The 26959-nt window shown below is 48.1% G+C and carries 17 protein-coding genes and 1 pseudogene; 12 read left to right on the top strand and 6 right to left on the bottom strand.

What is annotated here, in order from left to right; translation table 11 throughout:
• Positions 1–35 precede the first annotated feature (35 nt).
• From METPAY_RS08445 to METPAY_RS08435, 3 genes are all read left to right on the top strand, one after another.
• Positions 36–863 (top strand): hypothetical protein, encoded by an 828-nt coding sequence (locus METPAY_RS08445; protein WP_048151318.1) that lies wholly within the window; start codon positions 36–38, stop codon positions 861–863.
• A gap of 307 nt (positions 864–1170) precedes the next feature.
• Positions 1171–7938, top strand: a complete 6768-nt coding sequence (locus METPAY_RS15480) for a PKD domain-containing protein (RefSeq protein WP_048151316.1) — start codon at positions 1171–1173, stop codon at positions 7936–7938.
• 745 nt (positions 7939–8683) lie between these two features.
• Positions 8684–8902, top strand: a complete 219-nt coding sequence (locus METPAY_RS08435) for a hypothetical protein (RefSeq protein ID WP_048151314.1) — start codon at positions 8684–8686, stop codon at positions 8900–8902.
• Positions 8903–9589: 687 nt separating this feature from the next.
• Here METPAY_RS08435 and METPAY_RS08430 read toward each other — a convergent pair.
• The 5 genes from METPAY_RS08430 to METPAY_RS08410 are packed head-to-tail and all read right to left on the bottom strand — an operon-like array spanning position 9590 to position 13974.
• On the bottom strand, positions 9590–10408 hold the full coding sequence (locus tag METPAY_RS08430) for an energy-coupling factor transporter transmembrane component T family protein (RefSeq protein WP_048151312.1): 819 nt from the start codon (positions 10406–10408) through the stop codon (positions 9590–9592).
• Positions 10409–11884, bottom strand: a complete 1476-nt coding sequence (locus METPAY_RS08425) for an ABC transporter ATP-binding protein (protein WP_048151311.1) — start codon at positions 11882–11884, stop codon at positions 10409–10411.
• Positions 11874–12419 (bottom strand): ECF transporter S component, encoded by a 546-nt coding sequence (locus METPAY_RS08420; RefSeq protein ID WP_048151309.1) that lies wholly within the window; start codon positions 12417–12419, stop codon positions 11874–11876. Before METPAY_RS08420 ends, METPAY_RS08425 begins: the two co-directional genes overlap by 11 nt.
• Positions 12420–12422: 3 nt before the next feature.
• Complete coding sequence (locus METPAY_RS08415) at positions 12423–13232, bottom strand: hypothetical protein (protein ID WP_048151307.1); 810 nt, start codon at positions 13230–13232, stop codon at positions 12423–12425.
• 1 nt (position 13233) lies between these two features.
• Complete coding sequence (locus METPAY_RS08410) at positions 13234–13974, bottom strand: ABC transporter substrate-binding protein (protein ID WP_211251526.1); 741 nt, start codon at positions 13972–13974, stop codon at positions 13234–13236.
• Between the two features lie 224 nt (positions 13975–14198).
• Between METPAY_RS08410 and METPAY_RS08405 the strand changes: the two genes are divergently transcribed.
• Genes METPAY_RS08405 through METPAY_RS08390 form a run of 4 tightly spaced genes read left to right on the top strand, consistent with a single transcriptional unit; the run spans position 14199 to position 18560 of the window.
• On the top strand, positions 14199–15176 hold the full coding sequence (locus tag METPAY_RS08405) for an AAA family ATPase (RefSeq protein ID WP_048151305.1): 978 nt from the start codon (positions 14199–14201) through the stop codon (positions 15174–15176).
• Complete coding sequence (locus tag METPAY_RS08400; RefSeq protein WP_052418743.1) at positions 15173–16099, top strand: DUF58 domain-containing protein; 927 nt, start codon at positions 15173–15175, stop codon at positions 16097–16099. Before METPAY_RS08405 ends, METPAY_RS08400 begins: the two co-directional genes overlap by 4 nt.
• A complete protein-coding gene (locus METPAY_RS08395; protein ID WP_052418742.1) occupies positions 16096–17049 on the top strand; it encodes a vWA domain-containing protein in 954 nt (317 codons plus the stop codon). The genes METPAY_RS08400 and METPAY_RS08395 overlap by 4 nt, the downstream gene beginning before the upstream one ends.
• A complete protein-coding gene (locus tag METPAY_RS08390; protein WP_048151304.1) occupies positions 17046–18560 on the top strand; it encodes a hypothetical protein in 1515 nt (504 codons plus the stop codon). Before METPAY_RS08395 ends, METPAY_RS08390 begins: the two co-directional genes overlap by 4 nt.
• Here the strand turns inward: METPAY_RS08390 and METPAY_RS08385 are convergent.
• A complete protein-coding gene (locus tag METPAY_RS08385) occupies positions 18548–19573 on the bottom strand; it encodes a threonine aldolase family protein (protein WP_048151301.1) in 1026 nt (341 codons plus the stop codon). The genes METPAY_RS08390 and METPAY_RS08385 overlap by 13 nt on opposite strands.
• Positions 19574–19676: 103 nt before the next feature.
• Between METPAY_RS08385 and METPAY_RS08380 the strand changes: the two genes are divergently transcribed.
• The 5 genes and pseudogenes from METPAY_RS08380 to METPAY_RS15475 form a co-directional block, all read left to right on the top strand.
• Positions 19677–20981, top strand: a complete 1305-nt coding sequence (locus METPAY_RS08380) for a CoB--CoM heterodisulfide reductase iron-sulfur subunit A family protein (protein ID WP_052418741.1) — start codon at positions 19677–19679, stop codon at positions 20979–20981.
• 184 nt (positions 20982–21165) lie between these two features.
• Positions 21166–23760 (top strand): PEGA domain-containing protein, encoded by a 2595-nt coding sequence (locus tag METPAY_RS08375; protein ID WP_048151300.1) that lies wholly within the window; start codon positions 21166–21168, stop codon positions 23758–23760.
• A gap of 320 nt (positions 23761–24080) precedes the next feature.
• A complete protein-coding gene (locus tag METPAY_RS08370; RefSeq protein ID WP_048151299.1) occupies positions 24081–25865 on the top strand; it encodes a hypothetical protein in 1785 nt (594 codons plus the stop codon).
• A 170-nt stretch (positions 25866–26035) separates the two neighbouring features.
• Complete coding sequence (psmB, locus tag METPAY_RS08365) at positions 26036–26656, top strand: archaeal proteasome endopeptidase complex subunit beta (RefSeq protein ID WP_048151344.1); 621 nt, start codon at positions 26036–26038, stop codon at positions 26654–26656.
• Between the two features lie 39 nt (positions 26657–26695).
• Positions 26696–26959: pseudogene (locus METPAY_RS15475) on the top strand (beta-CASP ribonuclease aCPSF1); the annotation flags it as partial.

The following is a 26959-nucleotide window of genomic DNA, read 5'->3' as shown; positions in this document are numbered from 1 at the left end:
TTTGTGAACACTATCTATCACCAAGAGGTGAAACCATGGAAAAACAAAAGAGAAGTATGAGAAAATCAATTGGCATTGCGGTTACCGCACTGCTCGTGATCGCCGCTTTCGGCATTCTGCCGGTTTCGGCTGGTGCGTTATCTAACTATAATCATATCAACATCACGGTCGCGGATAACGATATAAGGGAAAACGAGTATGGAGACTATACATATTTCATAAACTTTACAGAACCTACTGGAGGACTGAATGCGATTTATGTATCGGATGCCAGCACTACAAAAGGTCAGGTGACTAGTTCTGGGCCTGCATCTGGAACATTCTACGTAACAGATTTCGGAGGCAGGGGTTTCCAGGACGATATTGTTCTCCTCATTGGGGTGAATGCAACTGGTGGTTCTCCCAGTATTACCCTCAACGTGAGCGGTAACACTTGGGATTACACCGCCACAGATGGGTACGCACCATCAAGTGTAACTTCCGGTTATACAAAGAATGTAACATTAACATCTTCTAATTATTTGACCGGTATATTACAGACCTGGAAACCAGGCCCATACGTTGATCTGCCCATCTTTGATGGAAATAAGGACTTCAATCTTATATTCGTTGACACATTGGGGGGAACATCCAACGTATCACTGGATTATAATGGGAGTGTAAAAGTAGAGTATGATATATCCGGTTTGGACGAATATTCTGAAGTTGTATTCAATGCCTACGCGTGGAACTACATGACTCGCGCGAAGAATGGTTCGGTAGCATTTAATCTCCCAGGAATTCGCTGGACAAATGATGTCGAGGGAAATAGGACCAATCCGAACGTCTGGAAAGTGATTGTGCCTCCTGAGGAGGATAAATAAACCTAATATCAAAATTCAGGATGAGTTTCCTCGACAGGAAATTCAATCCTTTTAAGTGAAAACTGATTTTCTTTTTTGACAGGTTAAAAAACATTAAATTTGTTATCCTCTCCCGGCAGTTGACCTTTACTTAAAGCGACATCCAAAGGTCATATCCGCATCTCAATTAAACAAATTAAGTTTACTTTTTCTGTTTAAATTAGATGTTACTATATACTATTACTTGATTAATAAGTAGTGGTAAACTAAAATATCATGTAAATCATTTGTAGTTTACATGGGGGTATTGATCTGACTGGTGATATAATTGAAAAAAGCCGACGCTCAGCTAAAGCTGTTCATTTCAGCGATATTTATTGTACTGTTTATGATTATTCCCGCCTCGGCGGATACTATTCTTCCTGATACTATCGGAACGGATTCGTTAAGCTCGTTCTGCCTAAATGTGGCAAACAATGGAGGTGCGAGTGCCGATATATATAGTGACGGCACCTATGCGATGTGTTTCAAAGAGTTAAGTCAAAATGGTTTAACTTTTGAGACCGACAACTCCACTGAGACTGACGAGACCGGGGTGAACATTTCCAAAAGTTCGACAAGCGGGAGTTTCTACCTGGATTTCTATGGTGATGAAGGAGGAGTCCAGAAGGTCATCCTGATGGTTGCCGTAAACGGTACGATCCAGGATAACCTCAGCGCTCATTTCGAAGCGACCGGTTATAATGTCGGGTACAACAGTACCAGCCTTTACGGAGATCTTCATAATCTTACAACTTCCGATATCTCGTATGAGACCGGAGTCAGTGAATCTTTCGAAAAAGACGATTTCACGTACGGTCCGCAGGTAACGAGACCGCCGGAGACGACCGCGATCTACAACGGACAGGATACGGGCAACAATGATGATAATTTTAGTGTCATGTTCGTCGATACTGGTCTGGGAATTCTCGGTACCAAGATTGGGGACTATACCAGTATCGCAAATTCGGGTCTTAACAACGCCGGGAAACTGAAAGTAGATTACCAGGTAGAGAATCTCGGTGAATCAATGATGGTCGTCGATGCATACGGGTGGATCTATTCCGGCTCCGACAGTAAGGACAATCCGGAACCAGGTATATCCTGGACCAACATCGGTACAGACGGCGAACTGAAGATTCTAAATCAGACTTCGGTATCTATTGAACCTCCTGTGGCATCTTTTACGTCAAATGTGACAAGCGGTGATGCTCCTTTATCGGTTCAGTTCAACGATACTTCGTCCGGCTCACCGACATCATGGTTATGGGAGTTTGGTGACGGTTCTTTTTCAACAGAACAAAATGCAACCCATACCTACAGCGGTGCCGGAACATACTCGGTAAACCTGACCGCAACGAATTCAGGCGGAATCAGCAACTCTACTGTAGTTTCCGGTTATATTACGGTCACTGCATCACCTGGTTCTCTTCTTGCCGATTCGGCGTTTCCTGAGTGGGGTCATGACTCAAGACACACAGGTCAGTCTCCATATAACGGACCTCAGGCTCTTGTAGAGGATGTTGTAGTAGAGAAATGGAGTCTCTCTCTTGGAACTAAGCTCAAATATTCATCTCCTGTTATAGGTAATGACGGAACTATATATGTAGGGGGAGATGGTGATTATTCACTTCATGCGATAAACTCTGATGGAACCCTGAAATCTGAAAATTTTCAAACAGGTGGAGAAATAACTGGTACACCCGCCATCAGCTCTGACGGGACCATATACTTCGGAAGCTATGACGACAAATTCTATGCGGTTAATTCATCCGATATGACTGAAAAATGGAGCTATTCCACGGTGGGGGATGTTTTCGGATCTGCTGTTATTGGTTCTGACGGGACGATCTATTTCGGGAGCAAAGATAGAAATGTCTATGCACTGAATCCTGATGGGACTTTAAAATGGTCCGTTGAAACAAATGGTATGATCTATGGCACTCCTTCAATCGGCATCGACGGAAACATCTATATTGGAGCGAATAGTGATAGTAGTTCTGATTCTACAGAACAGACGTTTTATGCACTGAATCCTGATGATGGTTCAGTTAATTGGACGTATACTGCTTTGGGAGCGACTCTGGTGTCAAGTCCTTCAGTAGGATCGGACGGTATTATTTATTTCGCTCCGTATGGCATATGGGATAATCAGCTGATTTATGCACTTAACCCCAATGGTACTCTGAAATGGGAGAAAAATATTGGGATGCGTATAAAATATAGTTCTCCTGTCATAGGATCGGACGGTACTATCTATCTGGCTTCATATAACTCCAAGAAAATGTTGGCACTTGACCCGGATAATGGAGAGATCAAATGGGAAAAAACCGATATTGATTCTGTATATTCTACACCGGTTCTCGGTGCCGATGGTATAATATATTTATGTAGCTATTCTTCCTCCTCAATAGGACATGTCCATGCTATAAATCCTGATGATGGAAGTAATATCTGGACTTACCAAATAAATTCAAACTTGTATAGTAGTCCTACAATTGGTTCAGACGGAACACTTTATGTCGCTTCCTATACCACAGGATATTTATATGCAATCGAAAGAGTCATTGATTTTACTTCAGACAAGACTTCCGGATCAAGTCCGCTGTCCGTGCAGTTCAACGGCACTTCCGGCAGGAATGTAGAATCATGGAAGTGGGATTTCGGCGACGGCGAGACTTCGGGTGAACAGAATCCATTGCATACTTACTCGTCCGATGGAACATATACCGTAAACCTTACGATAAAAGACCATGACAGTGACGAGACATTCAGCATAAAAAGAGAGGGATACATTAATGCCTTCAATCCACCGAAGGCTAACTTCACTGCCAATGTAACATCCGGCGAGGTTCCGTTGACCGTCAACTTCACCGATAACTCGTCGAATAGCCCGACAGAATGGCTGTGGGACTTCGGTGACCTCGGTGACGACAATACCTCGACATTGCAGAACCCGACTCACACGTATCTCTCGGCAGGAACTTATAACGTAAAACTGACTGTAAAAAATCCGGCAGGCAGTGATACCTTTAGTGATACCATCAGTATAAGCGCTCAGCCGATTCCCTTAGTCAATTTCAGTTCTTCCGTTACAATGGGCCAGGCTCCGCTTAATGTGAACTTCACCGATCTCTCCGAGAATTCTCCGTTCCTCTCGTGGGAGTGGGACTTCGGCGACGGTACGAACTCGACCGACCAGAACACGACTCATACCTATGATGTCTATGGAATCTACAACGTCACCCTGACCGTGACAAACTACGGTGGTTACAGCAACATCACGAAGGATATAACAGTCGGAAAACAGGATCAGCCGGTCGCCGTGTTCGAGGCGAACAAGACGACCGGTATGCCCCCGCTTTCAGTGGCCTTTACCGACAACTCGACGGGCTATAATATCACAAGCTGGTACTGGGACTTCGGTGAAGGGAACACTTCGACCGAGCAGAATCCTGTTTATACGTTTGAATCTGAAGGGAATTATTCCGTGTCCCTGAAAGTAATGAATGATGCCGGCAGCAATGTGACCACCAGCCCGATCGTGGTAAGGGATATGCTCACCCCGGTAGTGAACTTCACCGCCGACAGGACGTACGGCAGGTATCCCACAGTTCAGTTCACCGATGAATCGGAATTTGAGCCGACTTCATGGGAGTGGGACTTCGGTGACGGTACTAGCTCCACCGAACAGAATCCTGTGCATACCTACACTAAAATTGGTAATTATACCATTACTCTGAAAGCATCTAATGATGCAGGCAGCGATAAGATTACAAAGACTGATTACATCGAGTCTAGTTATACGAATGCAAAACCGCTCCCGGTGGATCAATGCCTTAACCTGTATGTCGCAAATGACGAGGGTGTAAAATACAATGTTGAGGATGGAATTACTCTTGAAGCTACGTATACATTCGTAAACAACACGTACTTCATGCTCAGTGGCAAGTCTTCGGGAGGAGTTAACGCACTTCACATAACAAACGATCCTTCCGATTCATATGGTCAGCTTACGAAGTCAAGCAACGCTTCAGGCGAATTCTGGATAACGCATACCGGCGGTCAGCCAAACATGCATGACGGGGTACTGCTCCTTGCGGTAAACGGAACGATCCCTGATGACTTCAGCGTACACATCCGCTCAAGCGGCTACGATTTCGAAGCGCCAATCCCCGGTATCAAAAATAACAATACGATCGGACCGCTCAAGTATGTCGAAGGAGCAGTGAACCAGACCTTTACAAGGGATGACTTCATCTACGGTCCGCAGACTTGGAGACCGCATCGTATCAGCGATTATCCGGTATTCGTCGGGCAGGATATGAACGACACGTCGAATACATTCGAGTTGATGTTCATCGACCTGGATCTCGGTGTCACGCAGACTATACCCGATGGTTACATTAAAGTTGAATATGAATTCAGTAACCTGACGACATTTGCAGTCTTCAATGCGTATGGCTGGTACAGTGCATCGAGCCACGGGACCGGGATCATCATGTCATCCAGTGGCAGTGAATACGAGGTCGTCGGAGTTACCGAACCGCCTGTCGCCGGGTTTGACGCAAGCACCCTGAGAGGAACAGTTCTCGAAACTGTGCAGTTCAACGACACCTCCTCCGGGGCGCCGTACTCATGGTACTGGGACTTCGGGGACGGTACGAACTCGACCGAACAGAACTCCGAGCATACCTATACCAAGCCGGGAGTCTATACTGTAAACCTGACGGTCGTAAATTACCTCGGCAGCGATACGAAGAGCATAAAGATCAAACAGATATCAGGGACCCTTCCGGAACCGTCTTTCACTGCGAATGTGACATCCGGCGTATCACCTCTTGAGGTAAACTTCACGGATACTTCGACAAATTCTCCTGTAAACTGGTATTGGGACTTCGGTGACGGCACGACCTCAACCGAACAGAACCCGACTCACTGGTATGCCCCGGGCCTTTACACGGTCAGCCTGAGTGTGGGTAACGACGGAGGAAACACAACCCATACGGAAGAGGAATATATCGTAGTTACCGGAAACTCTTCCGCTGACAGGATGGCCAACTCCGGTTTTGAGACCGGCGACCTGAGCGGATGGGAATTAGATGCAGATAGAGCCGTAATCTCTACTGATGTTGTTCAGGATGGCAGTTTCTCCGCGTACATATGTAAAAAGAATGGTTACGTCGAACAGTCTGTCGACCTGACCGGAGTCTCGGAGATATCGTTCTGGGGTTATATAACCCCACGGGTCGTTTTGTTAGACCAATTCGAATTCTACATAGATGACACAGCTGTTCAGACCTTCCCGGATTCTAACCCTGAAGAATGGACATATTATACTGCTGATGTATCAGAGTATTCCGGAGTACACACTGTAAAATTCAGGTATTATAGCGGTGGTGAAAGCATTTATGCCTACCTCGACAATGTTACACTCGTTACCGAAACATCCGCACCGGTCTCCCACTTCGTCGCCGCCAAAAGCAATACTAACGGAGAATACCCCCTGAAGGTACAGTTCACAGATGCGTCCTCGAACTACCCGACCGAATGGGCGTGGGACTTCGACAGTGACGGAAAGATAGACAGCAAAGAGCAGAGCCCGGCATATACTTTCGAAAACGTGGGCAACTACTCTGTCACCCTGACTACCAAAAACGAAAAGGGCGACTCCAGTTCGGCGAGGAAGAATTACATCACCGTCAAGGGTGTTCAGAAGCTTACAAAGGATGTATCGATAAAGAACAACGGTACGCTCACTAACAGCAGCAGCGGTAGCAAACAGTATACGGTTAACCAGTCCGAAGTCCAGGTTAACGGAACCAACATAGTAATCGATTCAGGCAGTTACACGATAACGATTAAATCCGACAGGACGCCGAAGACAGACGGCGACAGCCTCGTTTCTGATGTGGCCGGAATCGAGCTTGAAACCGATCCTGTCGAGGCAGTCCTTGACGAGCTCGGAAACGTCAGCGGCTCTGTGAACCTTGAATTAAACGATCTGCCGGAAGATTCCGGTCTTGAAGTAACCATCGAAAAGGGCAACTCAGGAAACGGAACCGCCTTCCAGATAGCCGCAAGTTCTAGCGGCCTGAACGTCGATAATGTTGCATACACGATGAATATCGTAAAGAGCAATCTTACGAACGGACAGGAGATCAAAGAGGCAAGGATCACGATGTCAGTACCCGAGTCGTGGGTAGAAGCCAACGGCGGAGTAGAATCTATAAAGATCATCCGTATAGCCGAGGACGGAAAGAAAGAGGTTCTCGATACGACACACATCGGAACGAGCAGCGGAATAATGACCTTTGAAGGATACTCTCCGAACGGTCTGTCGATGTTCGGACTTGCTGCGACGACAGAGAAGCCGCCTGCCTCCCCGGCATATGTCCCGGCATCGGGCGGAGGTACATCTGCGATCGGAATCGACAGTGCGGAGAACCTGAAGGCCGGAGATATGGCGACACTTCATTTCGATGAAACGAGCATCTACGAGATGGATGTCTATGCAAAGACCAATATCCCGAAGTTGTTCGTCACGGTTGAAGCCGGTATTATGCCAGAGGGTGCCGAAGCTCCGGAAGGCGACGTGTACGAGTATATAGCCGCGTTCTTATATGACACACCCGCCGAAAACGTGAGCAAATCCACGATAAGGTTCAGTGTCCTCTCGGACTGGGTGGACAGCAGGCTTTCCTCGCCGGATCTCCTCTCGCTGTATTACTACGATGAGGATAAGGACGAATGGACGAAGCTCTCGACAGTCTTCGACTTGGAGAAGAACGGAGTCTGCTATTACTATGCAGATTCCGCATCACTTGGCCACCTTGCGATAGTCGCTGTGCCCGATCTCGATCAGGTTAGCTCAACAACTACAGAGCCGGTGACCGAACAGCCGACCTCTGTGGGAACGGAAGGGAACACATCGGCTGCAACACCTTCAACAACCGCAAAGGCGACGCCTCTCTTCGGCAACATGATCGTCTTTGTCGCATTCGGACTTCTCTGTACAATCGCGGTTGTGAACCGCAGGTGCAGGAAGAACGAATAATCATTTTTTCCATAACTCTTTTTTTGAACCGTCTCCCGGCCAACTCTCCGGGAAATTAGAAATGGCAAAGAAAATTCAGGAGCAGGAGGAGATGCCCGCCTGTCACGATGTGATGGAGAGTTCCAGGATAGGAAAAGCAGATCCTCCGGAACTAAAAATGTTTTGAAAGATCGAGCAGGAATGCAGTTATCGGAACTACCCGGATACTGACGCCGTCATAATAAACTTATAGTATACTGTAAGTTTTTTGCAATTTTTGTTATAGTATACTATAAGTCCGGATGCCTCTCAGGAAAAGTCATTCCGGAACAGATTCTATTCAATCATGTAACCCGCGGGTTAAATGAAATAATTCCCGTTATTTTCTTCATTTATATGCCGCTACAGACAATCTATCGATCAGAGTGTTGAGGGAGCACCCAGACTTCCGTCCCATGACACCACCAATAAAGAAAAGAACCAATAAAGGAGACGACCGGAAAGAAAGAAAAAACTTAATAATACTCTAAAATCCCCCACCAAAAGAGGACTCCCCCTGTCCTCAACCTCAAAACTCATACAACCTCCAATAATTCCTTCGAAAGCCGGCAGACCCGGAACGGGTAATTGCCCCTTTTATTAAAATTTCCACCTTTGCAGTGATAACGAATGGACGAAGCTCTCGACAGTCTTCGATTCTGAGAAGAACGGAGTCTGCTATTACTATGCAGATTCCGCATCACTTGGCCACCTTGCGATAGTCGCTGTGCCCGATCTCGATCAGGTGAAGTCCTCATCTCTTAAGTCTGAAGTGACCGAACAGCCGACTCTTGCAGAAGCGGAAAAGAATGTAGCAACTGCTACAACTGCAGCAACCGCAAAGGCGACGCCTCTCTTCGGCAACATGATCGTCTTTATCGCATTCGGACTTCTCTGCACAATCGCGGTTGTGAACCGGCGATGCAGGAAGAACGACAAAAAATAATTTTTTTTACTCTTTTAGTCGGTTTTTTGGAAAAGCCATAGGTTTGATCTTAGGGTGACTAATCCCATTTCCAAGGTGCGTGTGGTGCCTGAAAACCCTCAATTTGGGCTTATTTCTGTCTTTTTTGCCGTGTTTAGAATCTGTTCAAAAACAAGCCATAATGCGGCCGATTTAAGGCATTTAAACGCAGGATCGCATCGATATAACGGCACGAGAATGTTCTCTTTTTTCAGACGATGGATATATCGACTAAAGGAAAGATCGTGGATTCTGAGGCTTCTGTGTGGATGCTAAAATCACCGGATTTTGACGTTTTAAGGGATTATTTAAGTTTTACTGTATCATTTGATGAAATTGGACAACTCCAGCAAGTCTACAGAGAGGGGGAGGATTCCCCCTCCCTGTAATCCTCCCCCTCTTTGCGATAGGTCGCAGTCGGGATGGACAAGCATCCCTCCCGCTCCGAGAGAACTTCATTTTTATTTTTCCCGGCCGAGACTACCCGGAGGGTAGTGTCCAGGCCGGGTTATCGCAATGCGCAAGTTTCGAAGAAACTTAGCGCCCGGGCTGCCCCGAAGGGGCTTATGCCCTTTCTAAATCCAAGGTGAATTCAGGTTATCTCTTGCATAATAACAGGAAAGTAACGAATTTGTACAATGATTGCCTATGGAAAGTATAGAACTCCAATCACAAAACAAAAAAAGATCCGATCAAGATACTGATCGCCAAAACGACGACTACAGCAGACAATAAAATATAATCCTTTTTTTTCATCACGGGAGGCATGTACATCGTCGGTTTTTTATTCAGGCCGTAGCCCCTGCACTGCATGGCGTCAGAGACCTGGTCGGCCCTGTTCATCACGGTCACCACCATCGGGACGAAGATCGAAAGAATCCGCACAGGCTCCCTGAATAAGAGCTCTCTGCTGAATACAAGGCCCCTCGATCTCTGTGCCGCGATGATCTCGGACGCATCGTGCGACAGGGAATTAATCGATTTCAATGCATACCCGAGGGAGAAGGTGAACGTCTTCGGCACTCCCGAGAGGCTGAGACTCTTGATGAACGTGTTGTAAGGGGTGGTCATGATGAACAGGAATGAAAAGCCGCCTATCGTTATAATCCGCAGAACCATCGAAATAGCGAATATCACCGACCCGTATGATAATTCGGCATGCAGGATCCAGAAATCTCCCGAATAAAATATAGTTCCGTAGGAATATTTCGAGCTTGAAAAGAACAAGTCGGCGAGGATCGTGATAACCAGTATCGGGACGAGAATCCTCATCGAATGCATCCATTCCCTGAAGATCCCCGACGCGGCGGCAAAACAGAGAACGGTTGCCAGGAAGATCCCGATAATAAGAGGATTGCCGGAGAGAAGAGAACCGATGCTGACTATGACCAGGGCGAAAAGTTTCGTCCTGGGATCAAGTGAGTGAACGAATGATTCGCCGGGGATATACGAGATCCCCCACCTGAATTTACTGCGACGCCCGGCCATTCAGCCACCTGCTTTATTCGAATCATGAGATATTCGCCCGTTTTCCATCACCAGAACCCTCTCCGGGCGGAGAGTCGAGGCGAATTCGAGGTCGTGGGTCATTACTATAATGCAGCCGCCCTTCATTGCCCTTCTCCTGAGTTCGGCGGCCAGTGCATCTTTGAGCCTGTTGTCGAGGCCAAGCGTAGGCTCGTCGAGGACGATCGCCGGGGTCTCCATCACAAGGATGCTCCCTATCGCTATCCTCTGCTTCTCCCCGGCGGAGAGCCTGAGCGGGGGCGTGTTCAGGTCGATATGGCCGAGATCGAGAGCAGACAAAACCTCCGGAACACGCCGGTTGATCTCTTCTTCGGGAATTCCGATATTCGCCGGCCCGAAGGAAAACTCTCCCGGGATGCTCTCCTCGAAAAGCTGGTGGTCCGCATGCTGGGATACAAGCCCCACTTTTTTTGTAACGCTCTCTTTTCCCTGTCCTGTTATCTCTTCCCCGTACAGGCAGATACATCCCGAGTCCGGTCTCAGGAGTCCGTTCAGGTGTTTTGAAAGAGTGCTCTTTCCCGAACCGTTCGAACCGAGCACAACCGTGATCATAGAGGGGTAAAATCCCACGGATATATTGTCAACCGCCGGGGAGGACGATCCCGGGTATGAATAACTTACACCTGCAAGTTCTATAGCCGGAGTACATTCCATGCCGGAAGGAGCCGGGCGAACGAACGGATAGTCGGTTCCTTTTGAAATGGGAACACTCCCTACATCATCCGGCGGGCCGTCGTATGCTATCCTGCCCTTCTCCAGGTTCACAACCCTGTCGACCATCCCGGACACCTGCTCCGTCCTGTGCTCTGCGAGGACGATCGTAAGATTGAACCTTCTGTTCAGGGTGTTCAGCAGTTCTCCCAGGCTCGCCGCCGACCGTGGGTCGAGACCGGAGAAGGGTTCATCCATAACAACAATTTTGGGCTCCATCACGAGAACCGAAGCAATTGCGACCTTCTGCTTCTCTCCCCATGAAAGATCGGAGGTCTCCCTGTCAAGCAGGTGTTCGATATGCATGAGCCCGGTGATATTCCCGATCCTTTTGCCGATCTCCTCCGGGGGAGTACGGAGATTCTCCAGCCCGAACGCGATCTCCGATTCGACCGAGTTCGTAACTATCTGCTGGTCCGGGTTCTGGAAGACCGTTCCTACCGTCCCGGAGATCTCTGCAATCGAATGCGACCGGGTGTCCATACCCGAGACAAAGACCTCACCTGAAAATTCACTCCCTTTTCTGCCGGAGTTAGGTATGATACCGTTGATGCACCTCAGAAGACTGGATTTCCCCGAACCGGAAGCACCCGACACAAGCACCTTTTCGCCGTAACGGATATCGAGATTTATATCGTCGAGTGCGACCGAAGGCGCTGTATTATACCCCGGATACCTGTAGGAAAGGTTCCTGATCCTGACGGCAGGCCCTGTCTCAGTCGGCATTCCTCGTAATCACTCCTGTCCTGATCAGCCTTGCAACAAGATACGCGGAGATCAGCCCTCCCAGTGCACCGAAGATCGTATGGCTTACCGACGAGATCCCCGCCTCTATTATAACCACGACAAGCGGAATCCCGATTGCAAGATTCACAGCGAAGTTAACGAGCATCTTTGCAAGATTCCCTGCAATCCCTGCAAGAACAGAAACGGGAGTCAGGTCCATCCTGTAGCGGAAGGAGTACCCGATAATGTCGGTCACCATTCCCAGTGCCGTGTACTGGAAGACATCGAAGACATGCAGTGCGCTGACCCCGAAGAAAGACAGAAGAACTCCGGCTACAAGCCCTATATACGTCCCGCTGCCCGGTTTCTGGATTATCGCGACCCCGATAATCACCGGGATTACCATGAATATTCCGGTATGCCCCGGAATGTGGAGAGGCATCCTGAGCGCCATAAGCATTACGAAGACCAGCCCCCCGAGAAGAGACATCAGGGCGATCTCGTTCAGCGTAAAATAATCTCTCTTAAAAAGCAATGCTCAGTCCTCTGTTGGTATAAACTTCGCATCTATCGACAGCGAGAAATCGTCCGGCTGCATCTCATCCACTGCGACAAGGAGCAGGACCTCCTCAGCGGAGCTGCCTCCGTTATGAGTTACATTGAAAACACCCGACTGTTCGCCGGTGTAATAGATGTCGCCCTTTATCGAGGACGGGTCCCGTGTGATATGCAGCGACCCGAGGCCGCCTCTTGTCGGATCAAAATATACATAATAGGAATACGCTGCCGAAATTTCAGAATCATCTGCCGTCATACCCGCCGGAAGAAGATAAAAGTCATTGTACTCCTCCATATCGAGTGCGGCACTCATAGAGCTCCCCGGCGAAGAATTGCCGGTCACGTATAATGCCGACGATCCGTAGCCCTCCATCCTGTTCGTCCTCCATGAGCCGTCCGTATAGGGCCCGAGGACATGAAAAGCGGCAGTCCCGGCAAGATTCCCGAACTCGTATTCCACCTGCACATAACCGGTTCTCCCCAGCAGCGGATTCCCGCCGAACGGAGGGGTTACATTGAGATCTGCAAAGAGCAGGTACCAGGTCGAATCCTTCAGATCGTCGCCGGTCGCAATTAACAGCGGTTCCTTGTAGGGCCTGTACTTCTGCGAGATATAATTGAAATCGCCCTTTTCAAAAACCTGCGAGTGCTCCGTATCTATAGCAGGCGTCATATCCTCCGGCGGGTTCAGCGTCAGCCACTCCTCCGCCGAGAACTGGATTGCAAACAGTACTCCTATTACTACAATGACCAGTGCAAATCCTGCTGCGACACGTCCGGAGATTTCCATGCTATCTTCTCATATATGCCTGGTAGATCCCATCCTCTATCTCTTTTACAAACAGAACCGTCTTCCCTGCAACAGCACTCGGTTTGGGGTACCGGTTGTCCTTCTTCTTTTTGTTCTCCCCTCCCCCTAATCTGATGATCCCGGATGTGACCTGTCTTCCGTCGGGGAGATAAACGGAATCGACGCCGTTTGCAAGAAGTGTTTCCACATCGGTCTCTTTCATTATTGTGCGGAGACTGCCTAAGAGCAGGAACCTGCCGTCATCCTTTGTCGCGGCAAGACCGAGTCCGGCCATTGCGCCGATCACCCCGTCCTCGGTCCCGCCCAGCCCTTCAAGGCGGATTCCGAGGTTCTTTGCAAGTGCCCTTGGCAGTTCCTGGTCGAGGACGGTCGTCTTCGCATCCTGGGCCATAACAATCAGAGGAGGCCGGATCTGGTCGGAATCGCCGACCGCAAGTCCCGGGTCGCTTCCTTCCAGGAACTGGTCCAGCATCACCTGTTTTGAAATTTCAAAGATCTCGCTGCATACCTCAGGTCCCGACGCGTCGACATGAACGACCGCATTGCTGTTGTGCGAGGTGTACGGGATTCTGTCGTCTACAAAGAGCTGGTGCCTTGTTATTGCATACGCACGGTATTTCTCCGAGACCGCAATCGCTACGTCGTGTGCAAGCCGCCCTGTTCCGCGGGAACCGGGGATGTCGGTATCGTCTATTCCTATGTATATTGTAATTTCAGTCACCTCCGGTGTTCCCGGGATTGATTTGTTAATTATAAATGGTTGATTTGTTTAGAATCCGGTATGATAAGATCTCTCGTTGTCGGATGATAAACACTGTTATTATATCGCATCTTATCAAATAAATACATTTAACTTTGATATATTCCTGTACTTATTATTGAAGAATGGCAGCTCATTTGATCTAATTGAGGAATAGTTGACAATACAGGAGGGAGAGATGTTCATTGACCGGAACTGATACTGAAAATATTAAAAATTGTGCGCAGAGCATATCGGAGATCAAAACAGAGATCGGGAAATGCATAGTCGGACAGGAGGAAGTCATAGACTCCATACTGGTAACTATGATCGCGGGAGGCCATGTCCTCCTTGAAGGCGTCCCCGGGATTGCAAAGACGCTCCTCGTAAATACAATCGCAAAGTGCATAGACTGTTCCTTTGCCAGAATACAGTTCACGCCCGATCTTCTCCCCGCCGATATTACGGGGACCAAGATCTACAATCTCTACAAGAGTTCGTTCGAGACACTGAAAGGCCCGGTGTTTCATAATATCATCCTCGCCGACGAGATCAACAGGGCACCCCCGAGGGTGCAGTCTGCACTCCTCGAAGCCATGCAGGAGGGGCAGGTGACGATACACGGCGAGACCTGGCCGATAGAGCAGCCGTTCTTTGTCCTCGCGACACAGAACCCGATAGAGTCGGAGGGCACCTATCCGCTCCCCAACGCCCAGACCGACAGGTTCATGCAGAAGATTGTGATGAATTATCCGTCTTTAAGCGATGAAAAGGAGATAATGGCGAGATACACGGGCGGAAATGTGCCGGAGGTCTCGAACGTGATTGCACGCGGACGAATCACGGAAATACAGGAATGCCTGAACGGCATATATGCGGACGAGACCGTGATGGACTACGTATCGAAGATAGTCGATTCGACGAGGAACCCGAAAGATTATGCTCCGGATGTCGCATCAGCCGTAAAGGCCGGAGCCTCCCCCAGGGCGTCCATCGGGCTGATCAAATGTGCAAAGGCGCGTGCCCTGACCCTTTCGAGAGAATACATCACGCCTGACGATATCAAATCCGTCGCCCTGCCCGTACTGAGGCACAGGATTGTCCTGTCGTTCCAGGCGGAGGCCGCAGGCACGATTCCTGACGAGATAATCTCAACACTGTTGCAGTCTGTCGATGTCCCATGAACCCTGAGATCATCGATCCGTCCGCTCCTTCTGCGATAACCCCTCTTACAGTAGGCGAGGCCCTGCAAAAGGCATCGGAGATCGAGATCGTCGTGGCAAAATTGTCCGAGGAGATCGGAACCGGCTCTCACAGGTCTGCTTTCTCGGGAACCGGTTCGGAATTCCTGGAGCTGAAGGAGTATACGTTCGGGGACGACATCCGGGCGATAGACTGGAACAGTACCGCAAGACTCTGCGAGACATATCTCAGAGTATTTACCGAAGATCACGACACCCCTGTGTATGTTTTAATCGACAGGAGCGCTTCCGGGACATTCGGGCGGGAGATCTCGAAGGACGAAAAGATCTTCGGGATCGCGATTTCACTGATCTTCTCGGCGTCGGTGCGTGGAGATCCAGTGGGGATGTGCATATTCACAGATAAGGTCGAGCTGTTCGTTCCCCCCGGCAGGGGACGAAGGCATGTCTCGTACCTTGTCAGCCGGCTGATAAATTTCAGGCCGGAGTCACAGGGGACGGACCTGGGAAATGCACTCTCTGCTCTCCTTCCGGCGATAAAAAAGAGGTCTCTCGTGGTAATCCTGTCGGACTTCGACTCTCCGCCATTCGAAAGGGAGATCGGTCTCTTGTCGGCAAGGCACGAGATCAGGCCGGTATGGATCAGGGACAGATCCGAATATGAACTGGCGGACATTGGCTATCTCGTCCTTCGCGACCCGGAGACGGGAGAGGAGATGATAGTAAACACCTCTGACGGCGATCTCCGGGAGAAGTTCGCGGAGGCAAATGCCGCAAGGGATGAAGAGATCAAAGGGGCGTTCGGAAATTACGGGATACGTCCCCTGGAGATCTATACGGATGACGACGACCTTTCGTCCCTCAAAATATACTTCAGGCTGTGCGGGATGGTGGCCGAACAGTGATAGTCGAATTCGAAGACCCTATCTGGCTTGCAGGACTCATCTTTGTTCCCCTGATAATCCTGTACAGCCGGTACTTTTCAAAGAGAAAATATCTCAGGGCCCTTGAATTCTCGAAGCTCTCGGTGATAAAGGCAGCGAATCCCGGAAAAAGGGGGGAAAGGCTCCTGAAGGTCACGTTTTCCCTCGGGCTTATAGCGATTGCATTTATCTTCATTGGTCTTGCAGGCCCACAGTTACCTCTTGAACAGACCAAAGAGGGTGTAAACATCGTATTTGCGCTTGACACCTCGGGCAGTATGAAGGCGGCCGATTACCAGCCGGACAGGATCACCGCTGCGAAAGAGGCGATCGGTACACTCATAAACCAGCTCGACCCGAAGGACTACGCGGGAATAATAACGTTCGATTCCGGGGCCTCGACTGCCGCCTATCTCAGTCCCGATAAGCAAAGAGTGATCGAAAAACTCGGGATGATCGCCGCAAGCGACGATTCCACGGCGATAGGAGACGGCCTTGCACTGGCGGTCGATATGTCGAAGTCGATCCCGAACAGGAAAAGCGTTGTTATACTGTTATCGGACGGTGAGTCCAACGCAGGCTATGTATCCCCGCAGACTGCTGCAGAATTTGCGAAGGAGAGCGGAGTCCAGGTATTCACCGTCGCGATGGGCTCCTCGGAGAAGGTGCTTGTAGGATACGACTGGGCGAACAATCCCCGGTATGCGACCGTTGACGAGGAGACGCTCGAATATATTGCGGATTCCACAGGCGGCGGGTTCTACAGTTCGGTGGATGAAAAAACACTTGGCAATATCTATTCGCAGCTGGACGATGCGATAGTCCATGAAAAGGAGAAAACTCCGGTGGGCTGGCTCTTCTTTTTGCTCGCAGGGTTGCTGGTGATAGCAGAATACCTTATTCGCTACGGCAGGTGGCGGGTTCTTCCATGAAGAGACTCCCGGGTTATGTAATATTTTTTGTTGCCGTCGTCTTTTTTTTCCAGCCGGTCCTAGCAGGAGAGATCATCTTTACTGCAGAAAGTCCGGTGATCTACAGTTCCCCGGACGAAGAGATCTCGATCGGACTGGGTGTTGAGAACACTCTTGGCGAAGATATCTACGGGTCGTTTACCTGGACCGTGCGGGACCTGAATGATGCGGACAACACCCGGAGTTCTACGGACGCACGAGTGATATTCGCAGATATTGAGAGGACATCGTTCGCGATTCAGCCGGCTGACGGGCACGAGTATCTTGTTGATATAGCATTCGATTACGCGGACAGCGTCAATGCAGATGATGCATATCATGTATCTCTTACCGGGATCAGAGTCATTCCGGACAGCAGTGTGGATACTGCCCCAGCCACTTCAGTTCTCGAAAGCGTTCAGATCAGGATGGACAAAGGCGCACCGCAGCAGAGCGGGAGTGAGAGGGCGGGTGGTAAACAGGTCCTTATCAAAAAGACGGATGAGAACATGGAATCGCTTTCAAAAATACTTGAAAACGAGACCAATAACATAATCGTGGAAAAGAATCGCTTAAAAGGTGTTGTAAACAGTTCCGCGATATACCCGGTAATCGATCAGTTTCTCAACGAATCAGGTTACAATTCCGGCGTCCTTTCCATAAGCCCCGGTCTGGGGGCATATAACGACGAGTTCGAACAGGTCTATTCAGGCGAAAACGAATCTGATATTAGAGTGTCCGGGGAGATCTCGGGCGATGAAATACTCTTCACCGGTATAGCATCGGAGGGGAGAATGCCGCTTTTATACGGTGTCGAAGAGAATGCGACCTACATCTCCTTTGACAGCGAATTCTCGGATGACGGATATTCGGTAACAAGATCGGTGACGAATATTACCGTCAATGCATCGCAGATCGGGATCACATATACGAAAGGAATCTTTGAAAAAGACATTGCAGTCATGGTTTCGGACGGAGCGATTATCTCCGTGGAAGTTCATGAACCGGATTACGGAATCCATTTCATCGTCCCGGTTATTGTTATCATCCTTACGGTTGTGTGTGCGTTCGTCTTTTACAGGGTATACCTAAGACACCTTCGCAGGACGAAACCGGGGCCGGATGATGGCGATATTCTGACCAGAGTCGAAGCAGGGATTTCTCCCTCCGATCTACTTGCCGAAGGTTATGACAGGTACCTGTGCGGCGATCTGAAAGATGCCGTAGGCAGGGTGGGCTGGGCTTTAAGACTGAACGTCTCTGTCACTTCGGGAGAAAATGTAAGTCTTACCAATTCTGAGGCCCTCTCACAGCTCGAAAAGGCCGGCGATCCCTATGCCGGAACATATTCGGATGTTTTCTCTGTCTGCGATTCTGTCGTATACGCGAACAGGGAGCCTGAAATGAGCGAATTTGTAAGAATATACGAAACTGCGAAGCGTCTTGTCGATAAAACCGTCCGCTCCGTGAATGAAGAAATTCAGGAAGAATGAATATTGTCGTCCTGTTCCGCTTGTTCGGTTGACCGTAGAATCCCTGTAAGCTCTTCTATCTCGGACTCCGAGGTTTTGTAGTTTGTTACGAACCTCACAGTCTGGTCAGGGCACCTGAACGATTTGAGACTGTAGTTATCCTTTAACTTCTGGAATATTTCAGGCGAGACCTCTGCCAGAACTTTATTTGTCTCGACCTTGCAGAAAAGTTTGATTCCCGGAATCCCCGAGATTCCTTCTGCGAGTTTTTTTGCCATTTCATTTGCGTGAATTGCATTGTATCTCCAGAGACGTTCGGTCAGCAGGCGGTTGATTCCTGAAGAAAAAGCGGATGCGCCTGATGTATCGGTATTGTTTTTTTTGCAGTTTTCCCTGAACTTCTCTGCGGCATCTTTTTTAAAGATCAATACGGCCTCTCCTTCCGGAGCTCCGTTCTTTTCTCCTCCGAATGTTGTCGCATCCACTCCTGCATCCATTGTCTGCTCGCGGAATGCCTTAAGGATCTTCGCCGCCGCAAAAAAAATCCTTGAGCCGTCCATTATGACCTGCATCCCGTTTTCATGCGCACACCTGCAGATTTCCGAGATCTCTTTCGGGGAGTATATCATACCGTACTCGGTCGGCTGTGAGATGGAGACTACCCTGCATCTCTCTCTGTCTTCGGCCCCGGCTGATTCAAGGGACCCGGAGATTGCAGCGGGGGTGATTTTCCCGAATTCGGATTGGACTTCCAGGGGTTCGATGCCTGCGATATTTTTTATGGCTGCATGGCCCCTGCTGGCGACATACGAAGTGGAAGAGCATAGATACAGATCGCCCGGTCCCGTCATGGATGAATGTGCAAGTGCAAGCGCAGTATTCCTGTCAGGGACATAAAAAGGACAGACATTGTAATCAAAATGTTTTCTCAGCTTGAAAAAAAGTTCGTCTTCATTCTGTATCTTTCCGATGGCGCTGCCTGCTTCCTGCTGGACTCCTGCATATTCCTCCGAACGAAATGAATGATGTCTCATGGTAACTCTTTTGCCGCCTTACTGGAGAATTATTAATACTTCACTGTGTATAATAATATTACTTCATTTTCAATAAAAGTAAATTATTTTTAAAGGTGTACTTATGAGAAAGGTTGCAGTTATCGGGGCCGGTATTACCGGGATACAGGCGGCTCTCGATCTGAGCAGACATGGTATTGAAGTACACCTTATTGAAAAAGAGCCATATATCGGGGGGCATGTTGCGCAGCTCGGGAGGATATTTCCCACCGGAGACTGGTCGGCATGCATACTCGCCTCAAAGATAAACGAGGTCCTCCGGGCTCCCGGAATAACACTCCATACAATGACAGAAGTGACAGGGCTCGAAGGCGAACCCGGCAATTTTACACTTCATCTAAGGAAACATCCGCGATTTGTTGATGCGGATAAATGCACCGGCTGCTGTGCCTGCTCCGATGTATGCCCTGTGGAACTGTATAACGAGTTCGATGCCGGCCTCGGGGTTCGCAAGGCAATATACAAACCTTATAACGAGGCCGTCCCAATCGCAGCGATCCGCGATTCGGATCATTGCATAAACTGCAACCTTTGCTTTGATGCCTGTCCCAACGACGCTGTTCTGAGGAACGATGAAGACGGTATAACGGATCTCTCTATACAAGAGATCTGCTCCGTTGTCGTTTCCACAGGCTACAGGATGTACGATCCGCGAAACGAGCCCAGGTATCGTTATCTTGCCATGCCCGACGTCATCACCAGCCTCGAATTTGAAAGAATGATCAGCCCCGACGGCCCGACCGGTGGAGAGATAAGGCGGCTGTCCAACGGAAAAATCCCGAAATCCATTGTATTCGTCCAGTGTGTCGGCTCGCGCAATATTGCAGTCGGGCGGAATTTCTGCTCCGCTGTCTGCTGCATGTATACTATAAAGAATGCAGGACTAGTCAAGGAGAAGTATGGGGATTCGATCAATGTTACGATACTCAAAGCCGAGACGCGTGCCTACGGCAAAGATTACCAGGAGTATAATCACAGGATAAAACAGACCTATGAGATCAAGGTCTTAAGGTGCACCCCCGGTTCGATAGAATACGGAGAGGGCAATCGCATGAGAATCGTTGCCGAGAAGGTGAAGAAGGGCTTTCCTGAAACTCCCATCGTCGTCCTTGAGCCGGAGCTTGTGGTTCTCGCTGCAGGGATGGCCCCGTCAAAGGATGTCGAATCAATTTCACGGATAATGGGGCTGGATAGATCTTCTGTCGACGGTTTCTTCTGCCCGAACGAACAGGTCCTGGACCCGACCGGGACCCCCAGACCCGGCATATACATTGCCGGCACCGCCATAGCGCCGAAAGACATAAACGACTGCGTCAACCAGGCGGAGGCCGTCTCAATGAAAGTGTTTGTAGATGCATATTCCGATTAGGCGGATAGATGAGAAAAATGAAGATTTCGAATTTATCTGTTCAACTCCGGTTAACTAAATGTTTTGAACTTTTTTAAAGATAAAATCTTATCTGGTTGAGTAACATATTTTAATTAATTATGTTCTGGTGTTCAGTAAATCCGGTTGAATATTCAGATCAGTATTATCTGGGGGAGAGGGGATTATGATGAATTCTATGAAAAATTACAGGTATTTTGCATATATCCTGCTTTTATTGGCGGCAGTCGCATTGGCTGCGCCCTCCGTATATGCCTGGGACTTCACCGGCAGCACAATCAGCGACTATAACCATGTGAATATAGAAACTGCAAACGGTGCCGGTTACTATGTCGGGTTCCGGGAAGCAGGTGGAGGACTGAATGCACTGCATATTACAACAGGTATTTCTTCACCATATGGGCAGGTGTCGACCGTATCTTCCGATTCAGGAACGTTCTATCTTGCCGATACCGGGGGGAGGGGATATTTTGATAAAGTCATACTCATGGTGGCGATAAAAGCCCCTGACTCGGGAGAAGAACTCAGCGAGGACCTGAAGATCAATATAAAAGCGAGCGGTTATCGCTGGACATCAAGCGGAGTAGAAAATCAGCCCCCGCTCGCCTCGGAGATAACATATGCCAGGAATTCCATCGATCGCAGTTTCGGATTATATTCCGTTACATATGGCCCCCAGAGTTGGAAACCGTCAGGTGAGGCCAGCCATCCCATAATGTACGACCAGGGCAGATCCGATGAGTTCTACATCTTCTTTGTTGATACCGGTGTGGGTGTCCTGGGTAAAAACAGCGAAATCACCGGCCTAACAGATAACGGAATGGCAAAGATCGAATATTCGATTGAAAACTATAACGGGGAGACCATCGTGTTCAATGTATACGGGTATGCCCTCAATGCCAATGCCGTCCAGAACGGGATAGCATGGACCAACAAGATCGAAGGGACGACTACAGATAAGAACTCCGACACGTCTTCAAGCGGATATATCTTATTGCTGGGTTCCTCAGCGTCCCCGGATGGTGAATTTTCAAATTCGGAGGCAATAGATTATGGCAGTGACGGCGGGGTTTCATATTCCAGCTCAGAAGTATGGTCTCCTTCGGTAGGGAATCTGAATATAACAAGCAGGCCTGTCGGAGCGAATATATATATCGACGATGTCGATTCAGGACAAGTGACCAATGCCTCGTTTGCAGATCTTCCTGCAGGGGATTACACCGTTCGTGTGGATTTGCAGGATTACGATCCTGCAGAAAGCGAAGTCCACATAAAGGCGGGTTATATTACAACCCGGAATTTCAATCTGACACAGGCGTCCGGGCGATGTACGGTCCTCTCAGACGTACGGGGCGCCAGGGTCTATATAGACGATGAAGAAACCCTCTGTTATGCCAACTGGACGTTTACCGACATTCTTACGGGCAATCATACTATAACCATAAAAACAGCGGACGGCAGAAACTTTTCTAAGGAAATATATGTCGGCCGGGATAATGAAACGACGGTTTTCTTTGAAACTTCTCCAAATGACCTGTCAACGGCCGGGAACATAACCGAAGTCGTGGATGATTTTGAAACGGTTTCCAATAATTCTACAGCGAATATAGAACCGGGGCCTGAGACGGACTCTCCCGCTACGCCGGTGTCCTCAGGAACAGACACGGGAATTATGGAACAGTTTTTCTCGTTCATTACCGGTGTAATAAGTCCCGAAGCCTCCGTGTCTCCGGCCGCTTCAGGATTCTCCGGCTCCGAAGAAAAAATCCCTGCGAATAACATTCCCGGTGCAGTGCCCGAAAGCGTAAATATTACGGATGATTCAGGTGAATTCGCGGAAGAAGCAACTGGTGAGAACGTCAGCCTGCAGCAAACCCAGATCGGGAGTGTCTATGTAACCTCATACCCCAAAGAGATGGAAATATATATAGACGGTGTCGATACCGATTACACCACCCCCCACCTGATCTACGGCCTTAAGAAAGGATATCACAAGATCCAGGTGAAAAAGCAGAATTCATTCTCTGATTCCAAAGAAGTATATGTACCTGCAGGAGAACCGACTCCGGTTCATTTCAATCTGGTTGATGTCGACAATCAAATAGTCAGTATATCCGTTTCATCTAAATATATAGCGACCTTTGCCGTTAACGGAGAGTTGCCATATTCCGATGTCCCTTCAAAGGTGAAGGCCGAATCATTCGGCAGTTACCTGACCTTTAATGACGGTGAAAATTATTACTCGATGACGCTTCCTTTTCTTTCAGGCGGTGAATCGTTCGTGCTGAAGAAGGGTGAAAATGTGGGATCTCTCGGTGTTGCAAGCGATCCTGACGATGCTGATATTTACATTGACGGCATGAAAACAGGGTACAGAACACCATGTGTCCTGGACAATATCGGGGACGGCTATCACAGGCTCAAAGTGATAAGAGACGGATATTTGCCGGTAGAAAAGGAAATATCGTTTATATGTGAAGGTAATGCCGTGGATGATTCTTACAGTTTTGTCCTGGAGGAGATCTCTACCGGGAATCTTATGATTACAAGCGATCCCCAGGGGTGCATGATCTTTCTCAGGGGAGATTATACGGGTCAGGTAACCCCATACACGTTCGAGGATATTCCTATCGGAACATACGATGTAGGAGTCATGTTTAACAGAACGATATTCAAAGACAAGGAGATAACAGTCCAGTCCTCGAAGAAATACGGGGACACTATTCTCAATATCACTCTTGAGGTGCCCGATTCGATTTGACCGTTTTGTAGGATATCGCTGAAATTTAATGATGGCGCCCGGACATATGACTGGCGGCATCAGGTTAAAATTTATGGCGAGACTCTCTGCAAGCCTCTTTAACCTCCCTTTTCTTTGTTTCAATTGAATGTTAACATATCCTGTTTGTAAAATAAAATTTATTTACTTGCGGGAACAAAATTATTGCGTGAATACCGGATGAGGCCCGCTTTTTAAGGACCCTTTTTTTCGTGAATTTCAGTCCGCTGCATTCCGTTAAATCCGAAATACCCCGGTCCGTTCCGGAAGAAATGTTTAAAAATCGTTTTGGGAGACCTCATATGAGTCGTATTATACCAGAAATAATAAGAGCAACCATTTTCATTTTCCTGCTTTTTTCAATTGCTTATCCTGCAGGTGCCGATGTACCCGATGAAAATGTATCTGATACCCCCCCGTTTTCGGAAATATCAGGTTTATTTTCCGCAATTTCAGATCTCATCTTTAATACGAGTTCGGACGGCAAAACAGGAAACGGAGGATCGGGAGATAATGGTATTCTTGAAACTATAGAGAGTATTAATCTGGTAAAATATGAAGACAGGGGGCTTGACGGTGATATCGGCGAATATATTAAGGAAAACATAAACAGCTCGATATCCCAGGAGATTTTCGAGGGGAAAAGTGTTCTCCAGAGAGATCTTTACATCCTTTTGTCCGAATCACGCTCATATCCGGAGGGTTTCTCAACGGACGGTTTTGAAATTTTCATCTACCCGCTTGTAACAGATGACGACCTCTCTTCTCCTTCCTCCCTTTCAAGGCCTAACGGATTGAAAATTACCTTATACGTCTATAGCATCAGTGAACCCGACGGGAAGACGATCAAGGTCTATGAGAAGTATTCGACCGATATAATCCGTGAAATCTATGAAGCCGGTTACGGGGATGAATTCGGAACAATTTATCTCAAATTTGTCGATATGGATTCCGGGGATGAGATTATTCATCTGGCTCTTGATGCGGCTGATGCAGAAGAGAACAGGGAATATTGGACCGGTCCCGAATCATATATTGGCATTGACGGCTGGTCTGAGGTGAAATTCAATGAAGATTATGATATTGCGTATTATGAAGATAATACGAACAGGATTTGGATGGATCCTGAAGATTACCTGATACCGGACGATTATCAGGATGAAGATCCAGATTCATCCGGTGAAAATGTTATATCCTATGATCCGCTTCTGACGAACTCCATTTCCGCTTCATATGACAAAATCGTATCCATGGTGGATGAAATCGGGGAGCATTGTAATAATGGCGAAAGGGATCAGGTAATAAGCACTGCAAATGATCTCGGTGACTATCTTTACAAACTAAAGAAAAACATAAATGAAATCCCTGTATCCGGTAATTTCTACGGGATGAAGTCGCAATATCTTAACGCTCTTGAATTGATATCAGATGCCTCGTCCGAGTACTGGCACTTCTCGGTTTATCATGATTCTGACTCCCTGTCAGGTGCTTCTGAAGACTCAGTTGCAGGGCTGTCGATTCTCAACAGTCTTCTAGATGAAACAGGTGGTGCTTCGGTCGATATAGACGCACTGGACAGACCTTCGGAAAAAAATACCCTGGCTAATACATATTCCATGTTTGACACATTCCATTACAGGGATTCATCCGGATCAAATGACATCTCTTTCCAGGTAGATAACTGGAACCTGAGAAGCAGTTTATTGACTAAAAATATCCTCACAGGAGAGCAGGAGACCATCTCTTCGCAGTATAATACTATATTCCTGGTTGTCACTGTGGATTTCACCCATTTGGGCTATCGCGGAGGCGGACCTGAACAAATCGTCACGCCTCCGGGATCTTCGTTTAAGCTTCAGTACAGTGGAACGGATTATGCACCGCTTGATGTAAGCGATTACCTGGAGAACTCCGGAGAGCCTTATCAGTCGAAGAAGGTTGAAAGAAGAGAGATCTACAAATCGGTTCTCGTCTTTGAAATAGAAAACATTCCCGGTCAGACATTTGATGATGAAGATGCGTACCTTTCGGTGGACCTTGGAGATTATGGCGTTCAGACGTGGAGCCTTGAAAAACCGGAGTACTGAGATAAAGGAATTATTTATCATATTTTAAGGGGTCAAAACGGATTTTGTTACAGAATTCGCTGAAATTTCTGTAAAAAGGGCAAAACTTTAATAACAATAAAGTCCTTTTTATATCTGAAGCGTTTTTAAAACCTTTTAATCTTAATTTTAGGAGTGTGTTTATGATGCACATGCAGAGTACCTCTGAAAATATACTTAAAGGGACAACAACAGTCGGACTTGTTTTTGATGGCGGAGTTATTCTGGCAACAGAAAGAAGGGCGACTATGGGAAATATGATCGCCAGCAAGAAAGCCAAGAAGGTCTACCAGATCGCAGACCGGATCGGGATGACGACTGCAGGAGGTGTAGGAGACGCCCAGCAGCTGGCAAGATGGGTCCAGGTGGAATGCAGCCTCTACAATATACGAAGAGGCAGAGAGATGTCAGTAGGAGCGGCAGCATCCGTGCTCAGCAATATTTTGAACAACAACAGGATGATGCCCTACTACGTACAGCTCCTCGTAGGCGGAGTGGACTCCGGCGGACCTTCGATATATTCCGTGGATGCACTTGGCGGAGCATCCCCTGAGGATGATATCGTCGCTACCGGTTCCGGTTCTCCTTTTGCATACGGTGTCCTTGAAGACAGGTTCGAGAAAAATATGCCCGAAAAGGACTGTGTCGACCTTGCAATCCGCGCATTGCGTTCTGCTATGAGACGTGACTCGGCATCAGGCGAGGACATTAGTGTTGTTGTTATAACGAAAGACAAATATGAAGAATTTATGGAAAAAGGAATACAAAAATAGAAATTATATATTTTTTTCTTTTTTAGGAACGATATTAACATGCTGATAGAAGAGAGGCTTAAAGAGCTTAAGGACAAGATCAACGACAAAGTCCCTGCGGGGATCAATGTATCCAATGTTGAATTTGAAGGCCCGGAACTGGTTATATATACCGACGATCCCAAGAAGTTCGCCGATGAAGCGGATCTTATCAAGATTCTTGCACGGGATTTGAGGAAAAGAATAGTTGTCAGACCTAATGTCCTCGAAGACCCGGAGATCGCTGCAAAAGAAATAAAGTCCGTGGTTCCGGACGGTGCGGGG

Source organism: Methanolacinia paynteri (genome assembly GCF_000784355.1).
Classification (GTDB): domain Archaea; phylum Halobacteriota; class Methanomicrobia; order Methanomicrobiales; family Methanomicrobiaceae; genus Methanolacinia; species Methanolacinia paynteri.
Note: the sequence above shows the minus strand (reverse complement) of the source record. Positions and strands in the feature narration are given on the sequence as shown.